Origin of the sequence: Pseudomonas sp. CBS (genome assembly GCF_024734645.1) — a bacterium.
In the GTDB taxonomy this organism is placed as follows: Bacteria; Pseudomonadota; Gammaproteobacteria; order Pseudomonadales; family Pseudomonadaceae; genus Aquipseudomonas.
Window position 1 is genome coordinate 2,603,004 of sequence record NZ_CP102929.1, and the last position, 24,000, is coordinate 2,627,003.

Consider the following 24,000-nt stretch of genomic DNA (forward strand, 5'->3'; position numbering starts at 1 on the left):
AGTATGTCCTGGAGAGCAGCGTTTTAAGGCAAAAGGCGAGCGGGCAGCAAGCGCATCAACTGCGTGTCGAACCAGGCGGTAAACGCCGGTGACGGTGCCGCGTCCACCGCAAGGTACCACCAGTCGGGCCTGGCAAAGGCGCGGCACTTCACCGCGTCCTTTTCAGTCATGACCAACGGCAGTGCCGGTGTGAAATTCAAGACCTCGGCACTGTAGGGCGCGTGGTCGGCAAAAGCATGGGGTATTGGGCGCCAGTGTAGCGTCTCAAGGGTGTTGAAGAAACGTTGCGGGTTGCCGATGCCTGCCACCGCATGCACCTGCTGACCTACCGGGAAGTGGTCGACAGGCTGGCGCTCGCCGGTGTGCAGATTAACCAATGCGGTGGGCAGCAGACGGAAGGCAAAGCCATCCTCACGGTCTGAACCGGCGCCGTTATAAAGCAGCGCATCGACGCTATGCAAACGCTCGACCGGTTCGCGCAACGGCCCCGCCGGCAGACAGCGGCGGTTGCCAAGCCCTCGGGCAGCATCAATCAATACCAGTTCCAGGTCACGGGCCAGGCGGTAATGTTGCAGGCCGTCGTCGGAGAGAATCAGGTCCAGGGGTTCGCTGGCCAGCAACGCCTTTACGGCGCGGCTGCGGTCGGGGTCGATCATCAGCGGCACGCCGCTGCGTTGCACGATCAGCAGAGGTTCATCCCCCGCAACGGCGGCGGTGTGACTGGCTTCGACGCGCCATGGAAACGCTGGCGGCTTGGCACCATAACCTCGGCTGACCACACCGACGCGCAAACCGCTGCGCTGGCAATGGTCGATCAGCCAGAGAATCAAGGGAGTCTTCCCGGTGCCCCCGACGGTGATGTTACCGACGACCACGACCGGTACCGGCGACTGGTAGATCTCGCCCTCGCCCGCCAGGAACCGCGCGCGTTTGCGCTGCACAACCCGGCGATAGAGGGATTCCAGCGGCTGCAACAACGCGAGCGCCGGATGGCCTTCGTACCAGGCCTTGAGCAAACGATCAGTCATGGCCATCAGGGTTGGCTCGCCGCCTCGACGGTGGTCATGCGCAAATGGCTGAAGCCGAGCTTGCCGGCAGCGTCCATCGCAGTGATGACGGCCTGGTGCTTGGTGTTGCCGTCGGCGCTGATGGACAGTGGCAAGTTAGTGTCACCACCGGACTCTTTCTGCAACGCCTCCATCAGGCTGGCCAGGTCGTTTTTCTCCAGCAACTGGTTATTCACCGAGAACACGCCATCGGCGCTGATGGCGATGTCCAGTTGCTTGACCTGCTGGTCTTCCGCCGGAGAGCCGCTGACGGCTTCCGGCAAGTCGACCCGCAGCTGGGTTTCCCGGGTAAAGGTGGTGGTGACGACAAAAAACAGCAGCAGGATAAACACCACGTCAATCAACGACGCCAGGTTGATATCGACGTTTTCCCGTTGCTTGCGGCGAAATTTCACGCTTTGCCCTCAACCAGGTCTACGTCACGGTCGCCCTGCACCACTTCCACCAACTTGATGGCTTCCTGCTCCATGCCCACCACCAGCTCGTCGATGCGCCGTTGCAGGAAGCGGTGGAAGAACACCGACGGAATACCGACCATCAGGCCCGCCGCCGTGGTGATCAAGGCCTTGGAAATACCACCGGCCAGCACGGCGGCGTTGGTGGTCATGCCCGAGCCCATGAAGGAGCTGAAGATATCGATCATGCCCAGTACCGTACCGAGCAAACCGAGCAATGGCGCCATGGCGGCAATGGTGCCCAGGGCATTGATGTAGCGCTCCAGCTCATGGATGACCCGGGCAGCGGCCTCTTCGATGCATTCCTTCATGATCTCGCGACCATGCTTGGAGTTGGCGAGGCCGGCGGCGAGGATTTCACCCAGGGGCGAGTTGGCGCGCAGCTCCTTGAGTTTTGCCTTGTCCAGTTGCTTGTTCTTGATCCAGCCCCAGACCTGGCCCAGCAGGTGGTCAGGTGTTACACGGCTGGCACGCAGGGTCCACAGGCGTTCGGCGATGATGCCGAGTGCGGCGATGGAACTCAAAATGATCGGCAACATCATCCAGCCGCCGGATTTGACCAATTCCCACACAGTGAATGTCCCCTCGAAAAAGTGCGCCACTTTACCATAAGGGTCTGGCGGAAGCGCTGGCCTGCCCCAGAGCATCCTGTCGCAGAGGCCGGTCTTTGGTAACGCTGTTTTACGGCGGGGGCTCGCGCCAGAAGCGGCGCTGGCTGCGCGCGGCCTCCGGCGGCTGGAAAGTGCCCAGTTGCAGGCGGAGCGCGCCGTGTTCGGCACTGTCATAAATCAGGCTGCCCAAGGCCTGGTAACGCTCCAACACCTGGGGATGCGGATGGCCGAAGGCATTGCTGCGGCCTCGGGAAATCAACACAGCCTTGGGGGCGAGGCGCTGAAGAAACGGCCATGACGACGAGCTGCGGCTGCCATGATGGGGCGCTTGCAGCCAATCGACAGGTGCCCCGAGGGGTGTGGCCAGCAATGCCCGCTCGGCTTCACGGTCAATGTCACCGGTCAGCAGCAACCGTTCGCCATTCGCCTGCACCAGCAACACACAGGACATCTGGTTACCGTCCGTCGCATCCGGCCATTGCCATAGCTCGAAGGTCACGCCATCCCATTCCCACCACTCGCCACTGACACAGGCTTGAGTACCGAGCGTTGACGATAGCCGTGCTGTCTCGCCGCCCACCACGCGTTTGATCGGCAACCCTTGAGCAACGGCCAACGCACCACCGGCATGATCGGCATCGGCATGACTGAGCAGCATCATGTCCAGCCCCGCAACCCCCAACTTGCGCAGCGCAGGCAGCACGACGCGCGCGCCAAGGTCGAACTCCCCGGAGCGCGGCCCGGCGTCATAGAGCAGAACGTGGTTGCGGGTACGCAGGATGATCGCCAATCCTTGGCCGACATCCAGTTGCACCACCTCGACCCGCCCGTGAGGGATAGATTCCCGAGGCGGAAACACCGCCAGCAGCAACATCGGCCAGCCCAGCAGCCGAAAGGGCACGCCCTTGGGCAGCAATAACAGGACCGCCCCCAGCAGGCTCACCAGCCAATAGCCCATGGGCACTTGCGCCGGTATCCAGGCCGGCAAGTGTTGCGCCAGCAACGCCAAGGCCTTGAACAGCCAGTCCAGTGTGCCGCCCGCCAGCCATAACAAACCTTCACCTATATAAGGCAGCGGCAATAACACCGTACCCAGCAAGGCCAGGGGCAACACCACCAGGCTGATCCACGGCACCGCGAACAGGTTGGCCAGCGGCCCGCTCAGGCTGATGGGCAAACCGAGCACCAGCAGCAGCGGAAACAGGCCGATGGCAATCAACCACTGGGCCCGGGTCCAGGCCTGCCAGGCACTCCAGGGACCCAGCCTGCCACTGAACGCCAGGATCAGCACCGCCACCGCCCCAAAGGACAACCAGAACCCCGGTTGCAGGCTGGCCAGTGGCTCGAGGATCAGCACGGCGTTCAGCGCCAGCAACAGCGGCCACCAGATCCCCAGGTGACGAAACCGCAGGCGCCACAGCAGGACCAATCCCACCATCACGCAGGCCCGTTGCACCGGCACTTCGAAACCCGCCAGCAAGCCATAGCCCAGCGCCGCAGCAAACCCCAGGCCGCAGGCCCAGGGCAACCACGGCAAGGGTTTCGGCCAACACCCGAAGCGTGCCAAGCCGGCGACCAGGCCATAGATCAACCCTGCCAGCAGCCCAATGTGCTGCCCGGAAATCACCAATAAATGCACGGTACCGGTGTCTTGCAGAACCCGCCAATCCTCGGCGGCCAGCCCGGAACCATCCCCGAGCACCAGCGCCGCCAGGCCCGCCTCTCGCCCTTGGGCATCCACCGCCAACAGCCGCTGCCGAATCCCTTCGCGCCAGGCATGCCGCGCAGGCGCCAGCTTCTGGCCATCCTTGACCGAACCCGTGGCGCCAATGCGCTGGGCCAGCAGCCAGGCTTCATAGTCAAACCCCTCGGCATTGAGCAAACCGGAGGGACGCTTGAGGGTGACGGCCAACCGCCAGCGCTCACCGCTCTGAACCGCTGGCCCGCCACGCCAGGACACACGGATGCGCTTCGGAAGCAGGTCCTTGCGTGACCGGCTGTCGGTCAGCTCAAAGCGCACACCGTCACCTGTCTGCTGCGGTAACCCGGTAACTCGCCCCTCCACCCAGCGGGTCTGGCCATCCAGACGCGGTGCCAACCGGTCATCCAGCGCCCACTGCGCACTCAGGCACGCCCAGCCCAGGCCAAGCAGGAAAAACGCCAGCGGATAGGTGCGAAAAGGCAGCAGCATCAGGGCCAACACCGGCATCAGCAGCAGCCAGCCGCTGGACGGTAACGCCGGTAAAAAACGCAGGGCGAGCAGCCCCAGCGCGAGTGCAAACATCCCGGTTCTCATGGATCGTTCCTTGAAAGCGACCCACTGAGTCTTAGTCGGGCTCCCGATGCGGCCTATTATTATTTGTCACAAAGTCTGAATTTCCCGTTCGTAGAATGCGGGCATACTTGCCCCTCGAACTGACCTGGACCCCTTATGCCACGGCGCTTATTCAAACGGTACATGCCCGATCCGACCAGCATCCGGGAACACAAGTCCTTACGCTTTCTCGGCAAGTTGCTGCATGACCCGAACCTCTGGCACCTCAATCGGCACTCGGTCGCCCGGGCGATGGCCGTTGGTCTGTTCGCGGCATTTATCCCCATTCCCTTGCAGATGCTGCTGGCGGCGATCCTCGCCATCAGCGTGCGCGGCAATATGCCGATTGCCGTCAGCCTGGTGTGGCTGACCAACCCGATCACCATGCCGCCGGTGTTCTTCTGCACTTACATGACCGGCGCCTGGCTGATGAACGTGCCGCCCCGCAGCCTGCCCGACGAGTTGACCTGGGAATGGATCAGCGGGCAATTATCGACGCTGTGGCAGCCGTTCCTGCTGGGCTCTGTTGTATTGGGGTTGGTGATGGCGGCGCTGGGCTATTGCCTGACCATGGGCTATTGGCGCTGGTGGGTGGCCCGCCAGTGGAAAAAACGCAAACAGCGCCGGTTGTAACCGTTAGCGGGCCAGCAAGCGCATGTGCACGCGCAAACCCAGGCCGGTATTTTCCGCCCACAAGCTGCCGTCCTGACGCTGCACAGCGTTGCGCGCAATGCTCAAGCCCAGGCCAAAGCCGCCGTCGCCGGGCCGTGAACCGTCCAGCCGGGTGAATGGCGCAAAGATCCGCTCCAACTCCATCTCATCAATCCCGCCGCCCTGGTCTTCCAGCCACAAGTGCCAGTGATCCCCCTCACGCTGCCCACCCAATTGCACCGTTCCGTCTTGCGGAGAGTGCCGGATGGCATTGCGCAGGATGTTCTCCAATGCCTGGGCCAGCAGGTTCAGATGCCCGCGCACCCAGCAGTCAGCCCCAAGCTCGCACTGCAAGCGTGAAGCCGGCCAGCCACTTTCAAAACAGGCGTTTTCCCGCAGCATGTCCCACAGTGCCTGCACCTGGATGTCTTCCTTGGGCAGCGGCGCACGTTCAGTGTCGAGCCAGGCCAGTTGCAGGGTGTCTTCCACCAAGCGCTGCATGCCGTCGATTTCCCTCCCCAGGCGCTCGCGCAGCTGGGTCAGGTCTTGCTCGCTGTCGCAGGCAACGCGCAAACGGCTCAGCGGCGTGCGCAGCTCATGGGACAAATCCCGCAGCAGTTGCTGTTGCAGGGCTACGGTGCCTTGCAGGCGTTCCGACATCTGGTCAAACGCTCGGCCCAACTCCCCCAGTTCATCCGGGCGGCTGGTGGTATCACGGGAAAGCCGGGTGCTCAGTTGATCGGCGCGCCAGGCGTTGGCCTGCTCCCGCAGATGATTGAGGGGCATGATCAACAGCCGGTAAAGGCCGATGCAGAGCAACAGGGTGAACAGGCCGGGAATCAAGCCATTGGTGACGATGCGCCAGAGCAGCTGGTTTTGCCCGGGCATGAAACGCCGGGGCAATTCGATTACCAGGGAACCCGCGCCCGGGTCGAGCGGGAACGGGATTTTCAACTACGGCAAGCCCTTGGCGTGCCGGCTGACGGGCCAGTCCAGGCCGCGCAGGAAGGTCAGACGCTGGCTTTCCTTGTCCGTCAGCGGGTAGCTGCTCAGGGATTGCAGGTCGTTACCGATGACACCCACCCAGGTGCGCTCGCGCTGGCCCAGGGTGTGCAGCCATTCGTCCACACCGGCGTTTCCGCCTTTGTTCCAGGCCAGTTCCGCACCGGCTGCATAACCGCTCAAGGTGGCGCGAGCCTCGTTGGACAGAAAGGCATTCTGCTCTTCCATGTACCGGCCCCAGGACCAACTGAGCCAGATCATCAGCAAGCAGAACGCGATCAGCAGGCAGGCCAGTTTCCAGAATAACGAATGCTTGCCCGGCAGCCGTGTGAGGGCGGCCTTAAAGCCTGTCATCGTGACCGCTCAACACATAGCCCTTGCCCCACACCGTACGCACTTCCCGCTCGCTGTAGCCAATGGCCTTGAGCTTGCGACGAATCTGGCTGATGTGCATGTCCAGGCTGCGGTCGTGGGGCGCGTAGCCGCGTTGAAAGACATGCTGATAGAGGAAGGCTTTGCTGAGGACTTCTTCGCCGTTGCGGTGCAGGGTTTCCAGCAAGCGGTATTCGCTGCGGGTCAGGCCGGCCCACTGTCCCCGGTGAAACACATCACACCGCTCATCATCGAAACGCAGGCTACGGGCATCGTCGCGCACCGCCGCCAGGGCCGGCAAAGGCCGCCGGTCCAGGGCGACCCGGCGCAGGATCGCCTCGATGCGCACCCGCAATTCCGCCATGCTGAACGGCTTGGGCAGGTAATCGTCGGCCCCCAGGCGAAAGCCGCTGATGCGGTCGGCTTCAGCACCCAAAGCCGACATCAGGATCACCGGGATCGAATGGCTCTGGCGCAAATGCGTGAGCACCGACAAACCGTCCATGCCCGGCAACAGGATATCCATCAACACCACGTCGAAACGTTGATCGCGGGCCATTTGCAGGCCCTGCTGGCCGTTCTGGCACCAGGTCACCTGGAAGCCACAGCGGCCCAACTGCTCATGGACATAGGCTCCGAGCACAGGATCGTCTTCAATCGCCAGGATACTGGGTAAGCCGGGTGCTACAGGATTCATTAGCGTCTGCAAGTCATTCTCAATGACTGATTATTCAAGATTGCCCCCCCACGAGCAACTGCCGTCGGGCGTCCAGGGGCCCGAGGTTTGCCTCAGGTCATTAATTTGCAAGATTCCACGCCGCGCAAATGGCTACACTGCGCAGGTGGCGCGGGCCGGATGCCTGCGTGGAATTCGACAACAGTGTGGTAGCAGGAGAGTGGCGTGCTTACGAAAATGGGAATAAAAGGCCGCGTACTGTTGCTGACCTTATTGCCTACCAGCCTGATGGCGTTGCTGCTGGGCGGCTATTTCACCTGGATGCAGCTGTCGGAGTTGCAGTCGCAGTTGCTGCAACGGGGCGAGATGATCGCCGAGCAACTGGCACCGTTGGTCGCCCCGGCCCTGGGCACCAAAAACACCGACCTGCTGGAACGCATCGCCACCCAGTCCCTGGAGCAAACCGACGTACGCGCCGTGTCATTCCTGGGGCCTGACCGCACACCGCTGGCCCACGCCGGCCCAACCATGCTCAATCAGCCGCCGATCGGCAACAGTTCGCACCTGTTGCAGCGCACCGGCAATGACGCAACCCGCTATTTGCTGCCGGTATTCGGCCGCCATCGCAACCTCGCCGGCGAACTCATCCCGGACGAATCCGACCGCCTGCTGGGTTGGGTCGAGCTGGAACTGTCCCACAACGGCATGTTGCTGCGGGGCTACCGCAGCCTGTTCGCCAGCCTGCTGCTGATCGCCATCGGCCTGATCTGCACGGCTGCCCTCGCCTTGCGCATCAGCCGTACGATCAACTCACCGATTGGCCTGATCAAACAGGCCGTGGCGCAGCTCAAGGACGGCAATCTGGAAACCCGCCTGCCACCCCTGGGCAGCCAGGAACTGGATCACCTGGCCTCGGGCATCAACCGCATGGCCGAGACCCTGCAAAACGCCCAGGAAGAATTGCAACACAGCATCGACCAGGCCACCGAAGACGTGCGGCAAAACCTGGAAACCATCGAGATCCAGAACATCGAGTTGGACCTCGCCCGCAAGGAAGCCCTGGAGGCCAGCCGTATCAAGTCGGAGTTTCTGGCCAACATGAGCCATGAGATCCGCACGCCGCTGAATGGCATCCTGGGCTTCACCCATTTGTTGCAGAAAAGCGAGCTGTCACCCCGGCAGCTGGATTACCTGGGCACCATCGAAAAGTCCGCCGACAACCTGTTGGGCATCATCAACGAAATTCTCGACTTCTCGAAAATCGAGGCCGGCAAGCTGGTGCTCGACAGCATCCCGTTCAACCTGCGGGACTTGCTGCAAGACACCCTGACCATCCTCGCCCCGGCCGCCCACGCCAAACAGCTGGAGCTGGTAAGCCTGGTCTACCGCGATACACCGCTGTCCCTGGTGGGTGACCCGCTGCGGCTCAAGCAGATCCTCACGAACCTGGTGAGCAACGCGATCAAGTTCACCCGCGAAGGCACCATCGTTGCCCGCGCCATGATTGAAGACGAACAGGAAGACAGCGTGCAACTGCGCATCAGCGTGCAGGACACCGGCATCGGCCTGTCGAACCAGGATGTGCGGGCGCTGTTCCAGGCCTTCAGCCAGGCGGACAACTCGCTGTCCCGCCAACCCGGTGGCACCGGCCTGGGCCTGGTGATTTCCAAGCGCCTGATCGAACAGATGGGCGGTGAGATTGGCGTCGACAGCACGCCGGGAGAAGGCTCGGAATTCTGGATCAGCCTGAACCTGCCAAAAACCCGTGACGATATCGAAGACCTGCCCTCCGCGCCGCTGCTGGGCCGGCGCGTGGCCGTGCTGGAAAACCACGAGCTGGCGCGCCAGGCCCTGCAACATCAGTTGGAAGACTGCGGCCTGGAAGTCACGCCGTTCAACAGCCTGGAAAGCCTGACCAACGGCATTACCAGCGCCCACCAGACCGAGCAGGCCATTGACCTGGCGGTACTGGGCATCACCGCCAACGACATCCCGCCGGAGCGTTTGAACCAACACCTGTGGGACCTCGAACACCTGGGCTGCAAGGTACTGGTGCTGTGCCCGACCACCGAACAGCTGCTGTTCAACCAGTCGGTGCCCAACCCCAACAGTCAGTTGCAGGCCAAACCCGCCTGCACCCGCAAACTGCGCCGCGCCCTGGCCGACCTGATCAGCCCGCGCCCATCGCGCAGCGAACCCGGCGAGCCACTGTCCAGCCGCGCGCCGCGGGTGCTGTGTGTCGACGACAACCCGGCCAACCTGCTGTTGGTGCAAACCCTGCTGGAGGACATGGGCGCCAAGGTCCAGGCGGTGGAAAGCGGTTACTCGGCCGTCGAAGCGGTGAAGCAGGAAGCCTTCGACCTGGTGCTGATGGACGTGCAGATGCCCGGGATGGACGGCCGCCAGAGCACCGAGGCGATCCGCACATGGGAAAGCGAACGCCATGGCACGCCGCTGCCCATCGTCGCGCTGACGGCCCATGCGATGGCCAACGAAAAACGCGCCCTGCTGCAAAGCGGCATGGATGACTACCTGACCAAACCCATCAGCGAACGGCAACTGGCCCAGGTGGTGTTGAAATGGACCGGGCTGGCCCTGCGCAACCAAGGCCCGGACCGTGGCACCGAAAACTTCGGGCACGCCACGCAATTGCCGGTGCTGGACCACGAAGAAGGTTTGCGCCTGGCGGCCGGCAAGGCGGATCTGGCAGCGGACATGCTGGCGATGCTGCTGGCGTCACTTGAGGCCGACCGCGAAGCGATTCGCGTCGCCCGGGACGCCAACGACCGCAACGCCCTGATCGAACGGGTGCACCGCTTGCACGGCGCCACCCGGTATTGCGGCGTGCCGCAACTGCGCGCGGCCTGCCAACGGGCCGAGACCCTGCTCAAACAGGACGACGCCAAGGCCATGCCGGCCCTGGATGAACTGGACATGGCGATTGCCCGGCTGGCCAGCGAGGCGCGGGTCAGCGCGTAAACTTTCGGGGCAATGTGGCGAGGGCGCTTGTTGTGGCGAGGGAGCTTGTTGTGGCGAGGGAGCTTGCTCCCGCTGGGCTGCGCAGCGGCCCAAAAATCATGGGAGCGCTTCGCACTCCAGCGGGAGCAAGCTCCCTCGCCACAGCAAGCTCCCTCACCACAACAAGCGCCCTCGCCACAGACAAGCCCCCTGGCCACAAAAGCAGCTTTCCATCATCAAGAAGGAATATTTGATGCGCATCATCCTCTTCAGCAGCCAGACCTACGACCGCGAGAGCTTTCTCGCCCAACCGTTGCCCGAAGGCATGCAGCTGCAATTCCAGCCGGCCCGGCTGAACCTCGACACCGTGGCCCTGGCCGAACACCACGAAGTGGTCTGCGCCTTTATCAACGACGACCTCAGCGCCCCGGTGCTGGAACAACTGGCCAACGGCGGCACCCGTCTGATCGCCCTGCGCTCGGCCGGTTATAACCATGTCGACCTGCCCGCCGCCAAACGCCTGGGCCTGACCATCGTGCGGGTGCCGGCCTATTCGCCCCATGCGGTGGCCGAACATGCGGTCGCGCTGATCCTCGCCCTCAATCGCCGCCTGCACCGCGCCTACAACCGTACTCGCGACGGCGACTTCAGCCTGCATGGCCTGACCGGTTTCGACCTGGTGGGCAAGACGGTCGGTGTGGTCGGTACCGGGCAGATCGGCGCTACGTTCGCCAAGATCATGGCCGGGTTCGGCTGCCAGTTGCTGGCCTACGATCCTTACCCCAACCCGCAGGTCGAAGCCCTGGGTGCGCGGTATGTGAGCCTGCCGCAGTTGCTCAGCGAATCGCAGATCATCAGCCTGCATTGCCCGCTGACGGCGGACAGCAAACACCTGATCAACGCCCAAAGCCTGGCCCATATGCAGCCCGGCGCGATGCTGATCAATACCGGACGCGGCGGCCTGGTAGACACCCCGGCGCTGATCGACGCGCTCAAGGACGGCCAGCTCGGCTATCTGGGGCTGGATGTGTATGAAGAAGAGGCCCAGCTGTTTTTCGAAGACCGCTCGGACTTGCCCCTGCAAGACGACGTATTGGCGCGCCTGCTGACCTTCCCCAACGTGATCATCACCGCCCACCAGGCCTTCCTGACCCGCGAGGCCCTGGGGGCGATTGCCGGCACGACCCTGGCCAACATCGCGGCGTGGGCTGGCGGGCAGGCGCAAAACCTCGTCGAAGGATGATCAGCGGTCACATAGCCGCGCCATGATGGGTGGCGGCCCGTGATAGGATGCCGCGCCTATTTGGAGGATCCATGGCCGAACACGATTTCCGCTTCAGCTTGCTGAGCCCGCAACACACCCTGATCGAATGCCGCGCCCTGGTGCCGGGCCGTTATCAAGTCACCGGCAACGGTGGCTCGATCAAGAACGGCGACGTTCTGATCGTCACCCTGCGCGGCAGCAAAACCCTGTCGATGCGCCTGACCGTCGAAGGCGATGCACGCTACTCCATCCGCCCGGCGGGCCAGTGGGTCGCCATGGCCCAGGGGCCGAAGTTCGGCGAGTTGGAAATTCACACCTGGAAGGTCAACTGCGACAGCTGCGACACCGTGCTGGAATTTGAATTCGCGGTGGAAACCAAGCTGACCAAGGAACCGCTGCAACCGGCCGCCACTGCGCGCGTCACCGAGTTGGGCTGGGCCACCCTGGGTGACAAGCACCGTTGCCCGAAATGCCAGCAGGCCGCGCAATGAAAGCCCTGCTGATGCTGGCCATGCTGGGTGCAGGCCTTGCGGGCTGCGCCAGCGACGAGGTCAAGCTCAAGCAGGATCACAGCTACGTGGTGGAATGGATCGGTGAGCGGCCGCTGATGGATTACGCGCACCTGACCGTGACCCTCGGCGCCGATGGCCGGGCCTACGGCAATGGTGGCTGCAACCATTGGTTCGCGCCCTACACCCTGAATGGCGACAAGCTGAGCTTCGGCAAGGTCGGCAGCACCCGCAAACTCTGCGCGGAAGCGCTGATGGAGCAGGAGCACCGCTTCTTCCAGGCCCTGCAAGGCGTGCAACGCTGGGACATCTCGCCGATCGAACAGACCCGTTTCTGGCCGGCGGATGGCAAGCCGTTGCGATTGTGGCTGGAAGAAGGCTGATCTGAAGGCGCAACACATCTAAATGTGGGAGCGGGCTTGCTCGCGAAAGCGGTGGATCAGTCAATGTATCTGGTGACTGTCACACCGCATTCGCGAGCAAGCCCGCTCCCACATTTTTTATCCGCGCAACGCTTTGAGCTTGGCCAACACCCCTTCCGCCGTCTGCTCACCCATCAGTTGCTCGCGCACCTTGCCCTTGTCATCAATGATGTAGGTCACCGGCAGGGCTTCACTGCGGGGAATGTCGAAGATCCCGTCCGGGTTCTGCGCCAATACGGTGAACTTGATGCCCAGCTTCTCACTGGCGCTCTTGAGTTCTTCACCCTGGACGTTGTCGAAGTTCACGCCGAACACTCCCACCGATTGGCCCTTGAGCTGTTCAGCCAAAGCATTGAGTTCAGGGATTTCGGTACGGCACGGGCCACACCATTCGGCCCAGTAGTTAACCACCAGCCATTGCTTGTCCAGGCGCTCGGCGGCCACTTTCTGACCGTATTGGTCAACGCCATAATCATTGCCACAGCCGCTGAGCAGCAGTGTGCCGATGATTGCCAATGCGCCTAACAGTCGCCTCGTCATGGGGTAATCCTTCGTAAAAATGAACATTGGCTGCGGCCTATCGCCTCTCATGGTTTAAGGACGTGGCACAGCGCGGGTAGAATACCCGCCACCTTACGCAAGATGCGACCCGCACATGACCGATCTGACGCTTTATCACAACCCGCGCTGCTCGAAATCCCGCGGTGCGCTCGAATTGCTGGAAGCCCGTGGCCTGACACCGAACGTGGTGCGCTACCTGGAAACCCCGCTCGACGCCGCGCAATTGCAGGCCTTGCTGGGCAAGCTGAAGCTCAGCGCGCGGCAACTGCTGCGTACCGGCGAAGACGAATACAAAACCCTCAATCTGGCTGACACCAGCCTCAGCGAAGCGCAACTGATTGCCGCCATCACCGCTCATCCGAAACTGATGGAACGCCCGATCCTCGAAACCGCCGACAAGGCTGTGATTGGCCGCCCGCCAGAGAACATTCTGGAGCTGGTTTCGTGAGTGCGCCGTATGTGCTGGTGTTGTATTACAGCCGCAACGGCTCGGTGAGCGAAATGGCCCGGCAAATTGCCCGGGGCGTCGAGCAAGCCGGGCTTGAGGCGCGCTTGCGCACTGTGCCGGCCATCTCCAGCGAGTGCGAAGCCGTGGCGCCGGACATTCCGGTGGACGGCCCGCTGTACTGCAGCCTCGACGACCTGAAGAACTGCGCCGGCCTGGCACTGGGCAGCCCGACCCGCTTCGGCAACATGGCCGCGCCGCTCAAGTACTTCCTCGATGGCACCAGCAACCTGTGGCTGACCGGCGCCCTGGTCGGCAAGCCGGCGGGTGTATTCACCTCCACCGCCAGCCTGCACGGTGGCCAGGAGACCACGCTGATGTCGATGCTGCTGCCGCTGCTGCACCACGGCATGCTGATCACCGGCCTGCCCTATAGCGAACAAGCCCTGCTCGACACCAAGGGCGGCGGTACGCCTTATGGCGCCAGCCACCATTCCGGTGCCGACGGCAAGCGCGCACTGGATCAACATGAGATCGCCCTGTGCCGCGCCCTCGGCCTGCGCCTGGCGAAGACTGCCGCGCTACTGGAGAACGGCCGTGGCCAGGAAGCCTAAGGTACTGCCACCCCAAGCGTGGCTGGAGCCACGGGTCAAAGCGGCGCGGGTGTTGAGCCTGCTGGCGTTTTTGGGTTTGGTGGGACTGCTGTGTGCCTACTACCTGGTGTTCGCCGACCTGCACGGCGCACGGCCGTGGGTGATTCTGCTGATCGAGCTGGTGCCGCTGCTGTTGCTGGCGCCGGGGATGATCCTGGGCAGCGCGCGCGGGCATTCGTGGATGTGCTTTGTGGTGAACTTGTACTTCATCAAGGGCGCACTGGCGGCGTATGACCCGAACCGGCAGTGGTTTGGTGTGCTGGAGATGCTGGCGAGCCTGGCGGTGTTCTGCACGGCGCTGATGTATGTGCGGTACCGGCACCAGTTGAATCGGCGGTTGGCGGGGGAAGGTTTGCCTGCCTGAATACACTTTTCAGGCAAAGCCACAATCGATGTGGCTGGTGGAGCTTGTTGTGAAGAGGGAGCTTGCTGTGGCGAGGGAGCTTGCTCCCGCTGGGCTGCGTAGCGGCCCCAAAATCCTGGGAGCGCTTCGCACTCCAGCGGGAGCAAGCTCCCTCGCCACAGCAAGCCCCCCCTCGCCACAATGGGCTCCCTCTCCATCGCAAGCTCCCTCGCCACAGGGTAATTAGTCGGGCTTAGTGGTTGACGGTGTAAGCCAACATCATCGACAACTGGCACATCGGCCGCCCGCTCTCGGCATGCCACTGGTTGAACGCACCTTGCACCGTGGCCAGGTCCCGCAGGCTGGTGGGTGCCTTGTCGACAATCTTCTGCGCATTCAGCGCCGCCACCACGTCATAGCTCGGCACGAACGTATCCTTGCCCACCATCCGCAAAAAGCGCGGCGCCGACAGCCCGCCCAACTGGTGGCCGTGCTTGCTCAGGTACTTCCACAGGCCGACGATATCGGTCACCGGCCAGTCGGCAATAAACGCGCCGAAGCTGCCTTTTTCCTTCTCGATATCCAGAATCATCTGCGCATTGCGCGGCACGCTCTTGAGCTTGCCCAGGTGGCGGATGATGCGCGTGTCCTGCATCAGTCGCTCCAGGTGCTCGGCGCCCATCAGCACGACTTTTTCTGGGTCAAAGCCGAAGAACACTTGCTCGAACGCCGGCCACTTGGCGTCCACCACGCTGTGTTTGAGCCCGGCGCGAAACACCCGCAGCGACAGGGTCGACAGATAGCGGTCATCGCTGATCTTGCGCAGTTTCGCCGGGGTCAGGGGCACAGGCAGATGGGCTTCCAGCTCGGCCGCCGAACCAAACCGGTTCAGACAATATTCGTGCAGCCACTTGTAATCGCGCATGCCCTCTCCTAAGGATTGAAATGAAAACGGCGCCCAGGAGCGCCGTCTGTCAGAGCGGTGAAATGGCTCAGAGGTTCACTACGTTGACGAAGCGCGACGCCGCACTTTCGTCGATACGCAGGCTGGTGAAGTCGAACAGGTTACGGTCAGCCAACTGCGACGGCTGCACGTTCTGCAGACTGCGGAAGATGCTGTCGACGCGGCCCGGGGTCTTGCGGTCCCAGTCCTGGAGCATGTCCTTGACCACCTGGCGCTGCAGGTTTTCCTGGGAGCCGCAGAGGTTGCACGGGATGATCGGGAATTGCTTGAGGTCGGAGTACGCCTGGATGTCCTTCTCATGGCAGTACGCCAACGGACGGATCACCACGTTGCGCCCGTCGTCGGCCCGCAGCTTGGGCGGCATGGCCTTGAGGCTGCCGTTGAAGAACATGTTGAGGAAGAAGGTTTCGACGATGTCGTCGCGGTGGTGACCCAGGGCCATCTTGGTCGCGCCGATTTCGTCGGCAAAGGTGTAGAGCGTGCCACGGCGCAGGCGCGAGCACAGTGAGCAGGTGGTCTTGCCTTCCGGGACCAGTTCCTTGACCACCGAGTAAGTGTCTTTCTCGACGATGTGGTACTCGATCCCCAATTCCTTGAGGTAGGCCGGCAGCACATGCTCGGGAAAGCCCGGCTGCTTCTGGTCCATGTTTACGGCGACAATGTCGAACTTGATCGGCGCGACCTTTTGCAGGTGCATCAGCACGTCGAGCATGGTGTAACTGTCTTTGCCGCCAGACAGGCAGACCATGACCTTGTCGCCCTCTTCGATCATGTTGAAATCGGCGACTGCCTCACCGGCCTGGCGACGCAGGCGTTTTTGCAGCTTGTTCTGGTTGACCGTAAGAGTGCCCATGGCGCTTGGATCCGCGAAAGGTGTGTGACGAAAAGCCGGGTATTTTACCGGGATGGACGACCGAGTTCCAATGTGGGAGCGGGCTTGCTCGCGAATGCGTGGGGTCAGTCGCCAGGCGTTTAGCTGACCCACCGCATTCGCGGGCAAGCCCGCTCCCACAGTTGACCGCATTCCAGTCAACAGACCCCGCCGCGATTAAGCCCAATGTTTACAGCGCAATTTGCTCTAAAGCCCCACAGTTTTTCCGGTCATCACTTCCTATACTGCGACATAAGGTCGCACACATATCCAGACCTTTCAGGCCAATTGGCCCGTGGGCGCTCCACTGGGGGGCGATGGTAATAACGACAGGAGTGACTGGCATGATCCATCACGTCGTGGGACTTTTCACCCACCCCGATCAGGAATGGCGGGAAATTCGTGGCGATAAAGAAGAAAGCATCAGCCACATGTACCTCACCCACACGCTGATTCTCGCGGCGATCCCCGCTGTATCAGCCTTTATCGGTACCACTCAGGTCGGTTGGGTCATCGGCAGCCGCGCACCGGTGATGCTGACGGTGGAAAGCGCGCTGTGGATGACCATCATGTCCTACGCGGCGATGCTCGGCGGCGTGGCGGTGATGGGCGCTTTCATTCACTGGATGGCACGCACCTATGACGCCAACCCCAGCATGGCGCGCTGCGTGGCGTTTGCCACCTATACCGCGACACCGCTGTTTGTCGGCGGGCTGGCGGCCCTGTACCCGCACATGTGGCTGGGGATGGTCGTTGGCACGGCCGCCATTTGCTACACGGTGTACCTGCTGTACGTAGGATTGCCGACCTTCATGAACATCCACCCGGACGAGGGCTTCCTGTTCTCCAGCTCGGTGCTGGCTGTAGGCCTGGTGGTGCTGGTGGCGATCATGGCCTTTACCGTGATCGTCTGGGGGCTGGGCGTAGGCCCGATCTACACCAACTGACGCGGTTTACCCGCAGGAAAAGCCACCGCAAGGTGGCTTTGTGCGTTATGCATGACCATTCGGCGCCTGACAGATTCGGATACACCCTTGTTTGCGGCATACTGGACATCTCTGGAGATATGTACAGCATGCCCGAGCAACTCAATACCCGCGTCGAAGATTGTTTCCTGCAAGCCGAATCCTTTTTCAAACGAAGCTTCAAACGCCCCCAGGTCAGCCTCAAGCTGCGGGGCCAGAAGGCCGGTGTCGCGCATTTGCACGAGAACCTGCTGCGCTTCAACCCGCAGTTGTACCGTGAAAACAGCCAACACTTCCTTAAACAGACCGTCGCCCATGAAGTGGCGCACCTGATTGCCCACCAATTGTTCGGCGAGCGCATCCAGCCCCATGGCGAGGAATGGCAGTTGATCATGCGTGGGGTTTACGAACTGCCGCCGGACCGCTGCCACACCTATGAAATCCAGCGACGGCGCGTGACGCGGTATATCTACCGCTGCCCGTGTGCCGACAGTGACTTCCCGTTTTCGCCACAGCGTCATGGGCTGGTGAGCCAGGGGCGGCGGTATTTGTGTCGCAGGTGTCGGCAAACTTTGGTGTTTACCGGGGAAACTCGCGTCGAGTGAGGTTTGTGGTGCTTGTAAGGCCCTCTTCGCGAGCAAGCCCGCTCCCACATTTGATCGCATTCCAACGATGGAACTCGGTCGAATGTGGGAGCGGGCTTGCTCGCGAAGGGGCCGGCCCAGGCGCTACTGAATCACCTTGGCACGCCGCAGATCATCTATCTGCTGAGCACTGAAGCCCAACTCCGCCAACACCTCATCGCTGTGAGCGCCCACCGCCGCACCTATGTGCCTGGCCGCCGGCAAACCCTCGGAAAACTTCAGCGGGCAGGCGATTTGCGCCTGGCTGGAACCATCGCCCCGCGGCACCTGGCTGACCAGCTCCCGGGCTTTCAACTGCGGATGCTCAACGGCCTCGCTCAGGTTCAGCACCGGCTCGACACACGCATCAATCCCGGCAAACAGCTCACACAGCTCATCAAAGCTGCGTTTCTCGAACTCGACCTGCAACGCCAGCTTGAGGGCTTTCTGCTGCTCGGGTTTGGGCGACAAGCCCTGCGCCGCCAACTCGGGGCACCCAAGGGCCGTACACAGCTGCTGCATAAAGGCCGGCTCCAGGCTGCCCACCGATAACCAGCGCCCTTCCCGCGAGCGGTAATAGTCATAGAAGCTGCCACCATTGAGCACCTGGTTCTCCCACGCCGGCTCCACGCCGCACGCCAGGTAACCCGCGCCGGCCATGGCATTCAGGCTGAAGGCGCAATCGGTCATGCTCACGTCGAGGTATTGCCCCACCCCGCTCTGCTGCCGGGCAATCACCGCCGCCAGCAAGCCGATCACCGCGTGCAACGAACCTCCGCCCACATCTGCCAACTGCACGCCCAGAGGCAACGGCCCGCTGTCCTGGCGCCCGGTGTAACTGGCGACACCCGCCAGGGCCAGGTAGTTGATGTCATGGCCGGCGCGGTCCTTGTAGGGGCCGGTCTGGCCGTAGCCGGTGATGGAGACGTAGATCAGCTTCGGATTGATCGCCTTCAACGCCTCGTAACCCAGGCCCAGGCGCTCCATCACTCCGGGCCGGAACTGCTCGAGGACGATGTCATGGTCCGCCACCAACTGCCGCACGATCTCCACCGCCTCGGCTTGCTTGAGGTCCAGGGCCAGGCTGCGTTTGTTGCGGTTCAGATAGGCATGGCTGGCCGATACGCCCTGGTCATGGGGCGGCAATACCCGCAGCAGGTCCATGCGCGTGGGGGATTCGATGCGCAATACCTCGGCGCCCATGTCAGCCAGCAGCAACGAGGCGAACGGCCCCGGCAACAAGGTGGAAAAATCCAGTACTTTGAGGGACGCCAAGGGACCTGACATGGGGACTCCGATTCCGATTCGATTGGCCACAGAGTAGGCAAACCTGGCGGTCAGCAGCAATCACATAAACCATCATCCGGAGTGACTGATGTTTCGCGCAGGCATAAAAAAACCCATCCGAAGATGGGTTTTTTCACAAACGATACAGCCTTACTTGACGGCAGTTGGAGCCGGGCCTTCGGCCACGCCCAGGTCGTCTTCTTCGCGGGTGTCGGAGATACCACGACCACCGGAAGCCAGTTCGACTTGCAGCTTGTCTTCGTCCAGTTCCTTGACCCACTTGGCCACAACCAGGGTGGCAACCGCGTTGCCTACCAAGTTGGTCAGTGCGCGGGCTTCGGACATGAAGCGGTCGATACCCAGGATCAGCGCCAAGCCGGCAACCGGCAGGTGGCCAACAGCCGACAGGGTAGCGGCCAGTACGATGAAGCCACTACCGGTCACGCCAGCAGCGCCTTTGGAGGACAGCAGCAGTACCAGCAACAGGGTGATCTGGTGGGTAATGTCCATGTGGGTGTCAGTCGCCTGGGCGATGAACACGGCGGCCATGGTCAGGTAGATCGAAGTACCGTCCAGGTTGAAGGAGTAGCCAGTCGGGATAACCAGGCCGACGACCGACTTCTTGGCGCCCAGGCGTTCCATCTTGATCAGCATGCGTGGCAGTGCGGATTCGGACGAGGAAGTACCCAGTACGATCAGCAGTTCTTCACGGATGTAGCGGATCAGTTTCAGGACGCTGAAGCCGTGTGCGCGGCAGATGGCGCCCAGTACCAGGACCACGAACAGGATGCAGGTGATGTAGAAGCAGATCATCAATTGACCGAGCTGCACCAGCGAACCTACACCGTAGGCACCGATGGTGAACGCCATGGCGCCCAGGGCACCGATTGGCGCGAGCTTCATGATCATGTTGATGATGTTGAACATCACGTGGGCGAAGCGATCGATGAAGTCCAGCACCGGCTTGCCGTAGGCACCCAGGCGATGCAGGGCAAAACCGAAGATCACCGAGAACATCAGCACTTGCAGGATGTCACCGGTGGCGAACGCGCCGACGATGGTGTTCGGGATCACGTTCAGCAGGAAGCCAACGATGCTCTGGTCTGCACCGGCAGTCACGTAGGCAGCGACTTTAGAGGCGTCCAGGGTAGCCACGTCGATGTGCATGCCGGCGCCCGGTTGCACAACGTTGACCACGATCAGGCCGATCAGCAGGGCGATGGTGGAGACGACTTCGAAGTACAGCAGCGCGTAGCCGCCGGTTTTGCCGACCGATTTCATGTTTTGCATGCCAGCGATACCGCTGACAACGGTGCAGAAGATGATGGGGGCGATGACCATTTTGATCAGCTTGATAAAGCCGTCACCCAGTGGCTTGAGGGCCACGCCGGTCTGCGGGTAGAAGTGGCCGAGCAAAATACCGATAACGATTGCAACGATCACCTGGAAATACAGGGATTTGTACAGTGGCTGACGAGTCGTCATTGCAAAGTTCCTCAATCGTCCCGTGTGGCAAATATCCGCCATTGCCCACGACACTTGAATTGCGAACCCTCCTGCACTGGAGGGATTTGTTGTTTGAGAGCCCGCTCAAGGCCGGTCTCCCTGCGCTCTCTATCGCAAGCGTCGTGCCACTTTTACTGAAAACCGCTGAAGGCCTTTAGACATCAGCTCTTGGGTGGTTTTCGGCTTCAGACACCGCCTACGCAAGGTGGCGGATTTCCGCCTCACCTCCCGATCTCGTCCTACAATTTGGCGGATATCCGCCTTGTTGCCCTCACACAGGATGGCTAACATCCGCCACTCAATGGACGAGGCCCCTCATGCGTGAACGTACCATCGCCAGTCACTACGCCCGGGCCGCTTTAGGCGGTGCTCGTCGAGCCGGCTACGACTATTCGGGCCTGCTGCAGCAAGTGGGCATTACCCCGGAACTGCTGAGCGAACCCCGCGCCCGCATCGCCCCGGAGCAATTCACCCGGCTGCTGCAGATGCTGTGGCTGGCGCTGGATGACGAATACCTGGGTTTCGCCGAAGGCCCGAGCAAGCGCGGCACCTTCGCCATGATGTGCCACGCGCTGATTCACTGCCGCACCCTGGAGAAGGCTCTGGAACGCGGCTTATTATTTTATAGCCTATTCCCGCAAGGTCCGCGCTGGCGTCTGACACGCGAAGGGGAAATGGCCCGCTTGAGCCTGGACGATTCGCAGCTGTGGGACCCGGATCACTTCCTCAGCGAATGCCTGCTGGTGATCTGGCATCGCCTCGGCAGCTGGCTGATCGGCCAGCGCATCCGCCTGGACCAGGCCACCTTCAGTTACCCGATGCCGCCCCATGCCGGTGAGTACGACTTGCTGTTCCCCTGCCCGCAGGTGTTCGCCGCGCCCAGCAGCAGCCTGGTGTTTCCCAGCCGCTACCTGAGCCTGCCGCTGTTGCAGGATGAACGCACCCTCAAGCACTTCCTCGAACGCTCACCGGCCGACCTGCTGTCACGGCCGGATGAGGGCGACAGCCTGAGCAGTCAATTGCGCCGCTTATTGAGCCGCGACCGCACGCCGTGGCCCGACCTGGAAGCCGTCGCCCAGCACCTGCATATCAGCCCGCAGACCCTGCGTCGGCATTTGCGGGAGGAAGGCACCAGCTTTCAGGCACTCAAGGATGAATTACGCCGGGACATTGCGATTTATCATTTGGGGCGGGCGGATTTGTCGTTGCAGGAGATCGCCGAACAGCTGGGGTTTTCCGAGCCGTCGGCGTTTCATCGGGCGTTCAAAAAGTGGACCGGGCTGACCCCGGGGGCTTATAGAGCACAAGAAACCTAGCCGTAGCAGCTGTCGAGCCTTGGCGAGGCTGCGTCGGGAGCGCCGCCGATGTAGGGCCAGGCGCAAAACCGAGTTGGGGCCAACGCAGCCTCGCCAGGGCTCGACAGCTGCTACGGGGAGGTAGCGGAATCAGACCGCCGGGAAATGGATCTTGAACGCCGCGCCACCCAGCGGTGAATCCCCAAGGGTCAACCGTGCGCTGTAGCTTTCGATGATGTCCTTGACCACCGCCAGGCCGATGCCCTGTCCCGGATGCTGGCGGTCCAGCCGCTCACCCCTTTGCAGGATCCGCGCACGCTGGTCCGGTGGCACGCCAGGGCCGTCATCTTCGATACACAACTCAGTGCCTTCCAGGCTTTCATGCAGGGTGATGCGCACTTCGCTCAGGCACAGGCGATAGGCGTTTTCCAGCAGGTTGCCGAGCAGTTCCAGCAAGGCGCCCTTCTCGATCGGCACGTCGCATTCTTCCGGCAAATCGAAGGAGACCTTCACGCCTTTATCGCGATAGACCTTGTTCAGCGTGTCGCACAGGCTTTGCAGCACCGGCTCCAGGCGCACCTGGTGACGCACCAGGCCGCTTTTACGCAGGCTGGCGCGCTGCAATTGGTAGCTGATCTGCTGGCTCATGCGCTCGATCTGCGATTGCAGCACCCGGGCCTGGTCGCGATCTTCGGGGCGCTGGGCCATGTCTTCGCTCACGCCTTGCAGCACTGCCAGCGGGGTTTTCAGGCTGTGGGCCAAGTCATCCAGGGAGTCGCGGTAACGGGTGCGTTGCTCACGTTCACTGTGGAGCAGACGGTTGAGGGAGCCGGTCAGACGCAAAAGTTCGCGAGGATGTTGTTCACTGAGACTTTCACGGGTACCGCCTTCGATTTCATCCAGCTCCTGGCTCAGCCGACGCAGCGCTTGCAGGCCCCAGGTCAGGCCCAGCCACAGCAGGGTCAGCAGCACCAGCAAGGCCGCGCCGAAGCCCAGGTAGAGGTTTTCCCGCAGGCCTTCGAGGGTCAGCTGGTATTCGCGCACCGGTTGCAGGGCGACAATACTGAATGCCGCGCTCTTGCCGCCCAGCAACTTGACCTCGACGTCATAGACGAAAAATTCCTGGCCGTTGGCTTCGCGAATCCGCGCAAACTCGTTGCCGCGCCCGTCATAGCGCGGCTTGTAGTTGATGTTCTCTTCCTGGGTCGCGCGCGAACGCCAGACCAGATGGCCTTCGCGGTCATAGATGTAGCCCAGCAGGCGGCTGTCGGTGAGGTTGAAGCGCTCATCCGGCAACTGCGCGGGCATCAGCAGGCGATTGTTTTCAACCCGGGCAGCCGAAATCAGCGTGGTGACATCCGACGCCAGCCGCTGCTCGATGGAATCCTGCAGGGCCAAGCTGAAGGCGCCCTGCATGGCGGGCAACAAGGCCAGCATAAACAGCACGGCCAGGGTGGTGGCCGCGAGCATCAAACGCACACGTAACGAGCGAATCAACGGCAGCGCTCATTAAACAGGTAGCCCAGACCGCGCACGGTGTCGATCGGCTTGAACCCCGCCGGACCTTCCAGCTTGCGGCGCAGGCGGCCTACCAGCACTTCGATGACGTTCGGATCGCGCTCGTCGTCATCGGGGTAGAGCTGTTCCATCAGGCGGTCCTTGGCAACCACCTGCTGATGGTGACGCATGAGGTATTCGAGGATGCGGTATTCGTAGGCGGTCAGCGCCAGCGGCTGTTCGTCGAGGGACGCCTGCTTACGATTGAGGTCCAGCAGCAAGGGCCCGGCGACAATGGTCGACTGAGTGAAACCGCTGGAGCGGCGCAGCAGTGCGTTCATCCGCGCTTCCAGCTCTTCGAACTGGAACGGCTTGACCACATAGTCGTCGGCACCCGCAGCCAGGCCTTCGACCTTGTCCTGCCAGTTGCCGCGTGCGGTCAGGATCAGGATCGGGAACGTCTTGGCCTGGGCGCGCAGTTGGCGGATCAGGTCCAGGCCGCCCATGCCGGGCAGGCCCAGGTCGATGATCGCCAGGTCGTGGTTGAATTGCCCGGTCTGGTACAGCGCCTCTTCGGCGTTGGCGACGGCCTCGACCACGTGACCGCTGTCGGTAAGGCGGGTCAACAGGTGATGACGCAGCAACGCCTCATCTTCGACAACCAGCAATTTCATAAAGCTCTCCAAGGC

23 protein-coding genes and 1 pseudogene are annotated in these 24,000 nt (G+C 62.1%); 11 read left to right on the forward strand and 13 right to left on the reverse strand.

All coding sequences use genetic code 11. From position 1 onward, the window contains the following. Positions 1-23 precede the first annotated feature (23 nt). The 4 genes from lpxK to NVB75_RS11655 form a co-directional block, all read right to left on the reverse strand. Positions 24-1,034 carry a tetraacyldisaccharide 4'-kinase gene (gene lpxK / locus NVB75_RS11640; RefSeq protein ID WP_258347224.1) on the reverse strand — a complete coding sequence of 337 codons (1,011 nt, stop codon included), beginning with the start codon at positions 1,032-1,034 and terminating at the stop codon, positions 24-26. After that, a complete protein-coding gene (locus tag NVB75_RS11645) occupies positions 1,034-1,462 on the reverse strand; it encodes a biopolymer transporter ExbD (protein WP_258347225.1) in 429 nt (142 codons plus the stop codon). The genes lpxK and NVB75_RS11645 overlap by 1 nt, the downstream gene beginning before the upstream one ends. After that, entirely contained in the window at positions 1,459-2,094 is a 636-nt protein-coding gene (locus NVB75_RS11650; RefSeq protein ID WP_063033914.1) for a MotA/TolQ/ExbB proton channel family protein, read from the reverse strand. The genes NVB75_RS11645 and NVB75_RS11650 overlap by 4 nt, the downstream gene beginning before the upstream one ends. Positions 2,095-2,203: 109 nt before the next feature. Beyond that, positions 2,204-4,429, reverse strand: a complete 2,226-nt coding sequence (locus NVB75_RS11655) for a DNA internalization-related competence protein ComEC/Rec2 (protein WP_258347226.1) — start codon at positions 4,427-4,429, stop codon at positions 2,204-2,206. 135 nt (positions 4,430-4,564) lie between these two features. Between NVB75_RS11655 and NVB75_RS11660 the strand changes: the two genes are divergently transcribed. Continuing rightward, complete coding sequence (locus tag NVB75_RS11660; RefSeq protein WP_258347227.1) at positions 4,565-5,080, forward strand: DUF2062 domain-containing protein; 516 nt, start codon at positions 4,565-4,567, stop codon at positions 5,078-5,080. A gap of 3 nt (positions 5,081-5,083) precedes the next feature. Here NVB75_RS11660 and NVB75_RS11665 read toward each other — a convergent pair. Further along, a pseudogene (locus NVB75_RS11665) lies at positions 5,084-6,454 on the reverse strand (histidine kinase sensor domain-containing protein). Continuing rightward, positions 6,441-7,169, reverse strand: a complete 729-nt coding sequence (locus tag NVB75_RS11670; RefSeq protein ID WP_258347228.1) for a response regulator transcription factor — start codon at positions 7,167-7,169, stop codon at positions 6,441-6,443. Before NVB75_RS11670 ends, NVB75_RS11665 begins: the two are co-directional and overlap by 14 nt. A 204-nt stretch (positions 7,170-7,373) precedes the next feature. Between NVB75_RS11670 and NVB75_RS11675 the strand changes: the two genes are divergently transcribed. From NVB75_RS11675 to NVB75_RS11690, 4 genes are all read left to right on the forward strand, one after another. After that, entirely contained in the window at positions 7,374-10,127 is a 2,754-nt protein-coding gene (locus NVB75_RS11675) for a response regulator (RefSeq protein WP_258347230.1), read from the forward strand. Between the two features lie 232 nt (positions 10,128-10,359). Further along, positions 10,360-11,349, forward strand: coding sequence for a 2-hydroxyacid dehydrogenase (locus NVB75_RS11680; RefSeq protein WP_258347231.1), 990 nt, complete (start codon positions 10,360-10,362; stop codon positions 11,347-11,349). Positions 11,350-11,420: 71 nt separating this feature from the next. Beyond that, the gene (locus tag NVB75_RS11685) at positions 11,421-11,861 is read left to right on the forward strand and encodes a hypothetical protein (RefSeq protein WP_093207240.1); all 441 of its coding nucleotides are present in this window, start codon (positions 11,421-11,423) and stop codon (positions 11,859-11,861) included. After that, on the forward strand, positions 11,858-12,262 hold the full coding sequence (locus NVB75_RS11690) for an META domain-containing protein (protein ID WP_258347232.1): 405 nt from the start codon (positions 11,858-11,860) through the stop codon (positions 12,260-12,262). The genes NVB75_RS11685 and NVB75_RS11690 overlap by 4 nt, the downstream gene beginning before the upstream one ends. Before the next feature lie 117 nt (positions 12,263-12,379). On the opposite strand, the gene NVB75_RS11695 is transcribed toward NVB75_RS11690, so the two are convergent. Then, on the reverse strand, positions 12,380-12,841 hold the full coding sequence (locus NVB75_RS11695; protein WP_004371382.1) for a TlpA disulfide reductase family protein: 462 nt from the start codon (positions 12,839-12,841) through the stop codon (positions 12,380-12,382). 115 nt (positions 12,842-12,956) lie between these two features. On the opposite strand from NVB75_RS11695, the gene arsC reads away from it, so the two are divergent. The 3 genes from arsC to NVB75_RS11710 are packed head-to-tail and all read left to right on the forward strand — an operon-like array spanning position 12,957 to position 14,324. Next, positions 12,957-13,310: an arsenate reductase (glutaredoxin) gene (gene arsC, locus NVB75_RS11700; RefSeq protein ID WP_258347233.1), complete on the forward strand. Its 354-nt coding sequence runs from the start codon at positions 12,957-12,959 to the stop codon at positions 13,308-13,310. Beyond that, positions 13,307-13,921 (forward strand): NAD(P)H:quinone oxidoreductase, encoded by a 615-nt coding sequence (gene wrbA / locus NVB75_RS11705; RefSeq protein ID WP_017475837.1) that lies wholly within the window; start codon positions 13,307-13,309, stop codon positions 13,919-13,921. Before arsC ends, wrbA begins: the two co-directional genes overlap by 4 nt. Then, a complete protein-coding gene (locus tag NVB75_RS11710; RefSeq protein WP_063027902.1) occupies positions 13,905-14,324 on the forward strand; it encodes a DUF2069 domain-containing protein in 420 nt (139 codons plus the stop codon). The genes wrbA and NVB75_RS11710 overlap by 17 nt, the downstream gene beginning before the upstream one ends. Positions 14,325-14,556: 232 nt before the next feature. On the opposite strand, the gene NVB75_RS11715 is transcribed toward NVB75_RS11710, so the two are convergent. Together NVB75_RS11715 and ttcA are read right to left on the reverse strand one after the other, a co-directional pair. Further along, positions 14,557-15,228, reverse strand: a complete 672-nt coding sequence (locus tag NVB75_RS11715) for a DNA-3-methyladenine glycosylase I (RefSeq protein WP_258347234.1) — start codon at positions 15,226-15,228, stop codon at positions 14,557-14,559. 67 nt (positions 15,229-15,295) lie between these two features. Then, positions 15,296-16,120 (reverse strand): tRNA 2-thiocytidine(32) synthetase TtcA, encoded by an 825-nt coding sequence (gene ttcA, locus NVB75_RS11720; protein ID WP_063027898.1) that lies wholly within the window; start codon positions 16,118-16,120, stop codon positions 15,296-15,298. A gap of 362 nt (positions 16,121-16,482) precedes the next feature. On the opposite strand from ttcA, the gene NVB75_RS11725 reads away from it, so the two are divergent. Continuing rightward, positions 16,483-17,085 (forward strand): Yip1 family protein, encoded by a 603-nt coding sequence (locus NVB75_RS11725; protein WP_258347235.1) that lies wholly within the window; start codon positions 16,483-16,485, stop codon positions 17,083-17,085. A 128-nt stretch (positions 17,086-17,213) separates the two neighbouring features. Next, positions 17,214-17,708 (forward strand): SprT family zinc-dependent metalloprotease, encoded by a 495-nt coding sequence (locus NVB75_RS11730; RefSeq protein WP_026077778.1) that lies wholly within the window; start codon positions 17,214-17,216, stop codon positions 17,706-17,708. 123 nt (positions 17,709-17,831) lie between these two features. Here the strand turns inward: NVB75_RS11730 and NVB75_RS11735 are convergent, their stop codons facing one another. Both NVB75_RS11735 and NVB75_RS11740 read right to left on the reverse strand, forming a co-directional pair. Beyond that, positions 17,832-19,013 (reverse strand): CaiB/BaiF CoA-transferase family protein, encoded by a 1,182-nt coding sequence (locus tag NVB75_RS11735; protein ID WP_258347236.1) that lies wholly within the window; start codon positions 19,011-19,013, stop codon positions 17,832-17,834. A 150-nt stretch (positions 19,014-19,163) separates the two neighbouring features. Next, complete coding sequence (locus NVB75_RS11740) at positions 19,164-20,498, reverse strand: dicarboxylate/amino acid:cation symporter (protein ID WP_258347237.1); 1,335 nt, start codon at positions 20,496-20,498, stop codon at positions 19,164-19,166. Positions 20,499-20,836: 338 nt separating this feature from the next. Here NVB75_RS11740 and NVB75_RS11745 point away from each other — a divergent pair, with 338 nt between their 5' ends. Beyond that, entirely contained in the window at positions 20,837-21,835 is a 999-nt protein-coding gene (locus NVB75_RS11745) for an AraC family transcriptional regulator (protein ID WP_258347238.1), read from the forward strand. Between the two features lie 129 nt (positions 21,836-21,964). On the opposite strand, the gene NVB75_RS11750 is transcribed toward NVB75_RS11745, so the two are convergent. Both NVB75_RS11750 and NVB75_RS11755 read right to left on the reverse strand, forming a co-directional pair. Then, positions 21,965-23,311 carry an ATP-binding protein gene (locus NVB75_RS11750; protein WP_258347239.1) on the reverse strand — a complete coding sequence of 449 codons (1,347 nt, stop codon included), beginning with the start codon at positions 23,309-23,311 and terminating at the stop codon, positions 21,965-21,967. Then, positions 23,308-23,985 (reverse strand): response regulator transcription factor, encoded by a 678-nt coding sequence (locus tag NVB75_RS11755; RefSeq protein ID WP_003214228.1) that lies wholly within the window; start codon positions 23,983-23,985, stop codon positions 23,308-23,310. The genes NVB75_RS11750 and NVB75_RS11755 overlap by 4 nt, the downstream gene beginning before the upstream one ends. Positions 23,986-24,000: the final 15 nt, after the last annotated feature.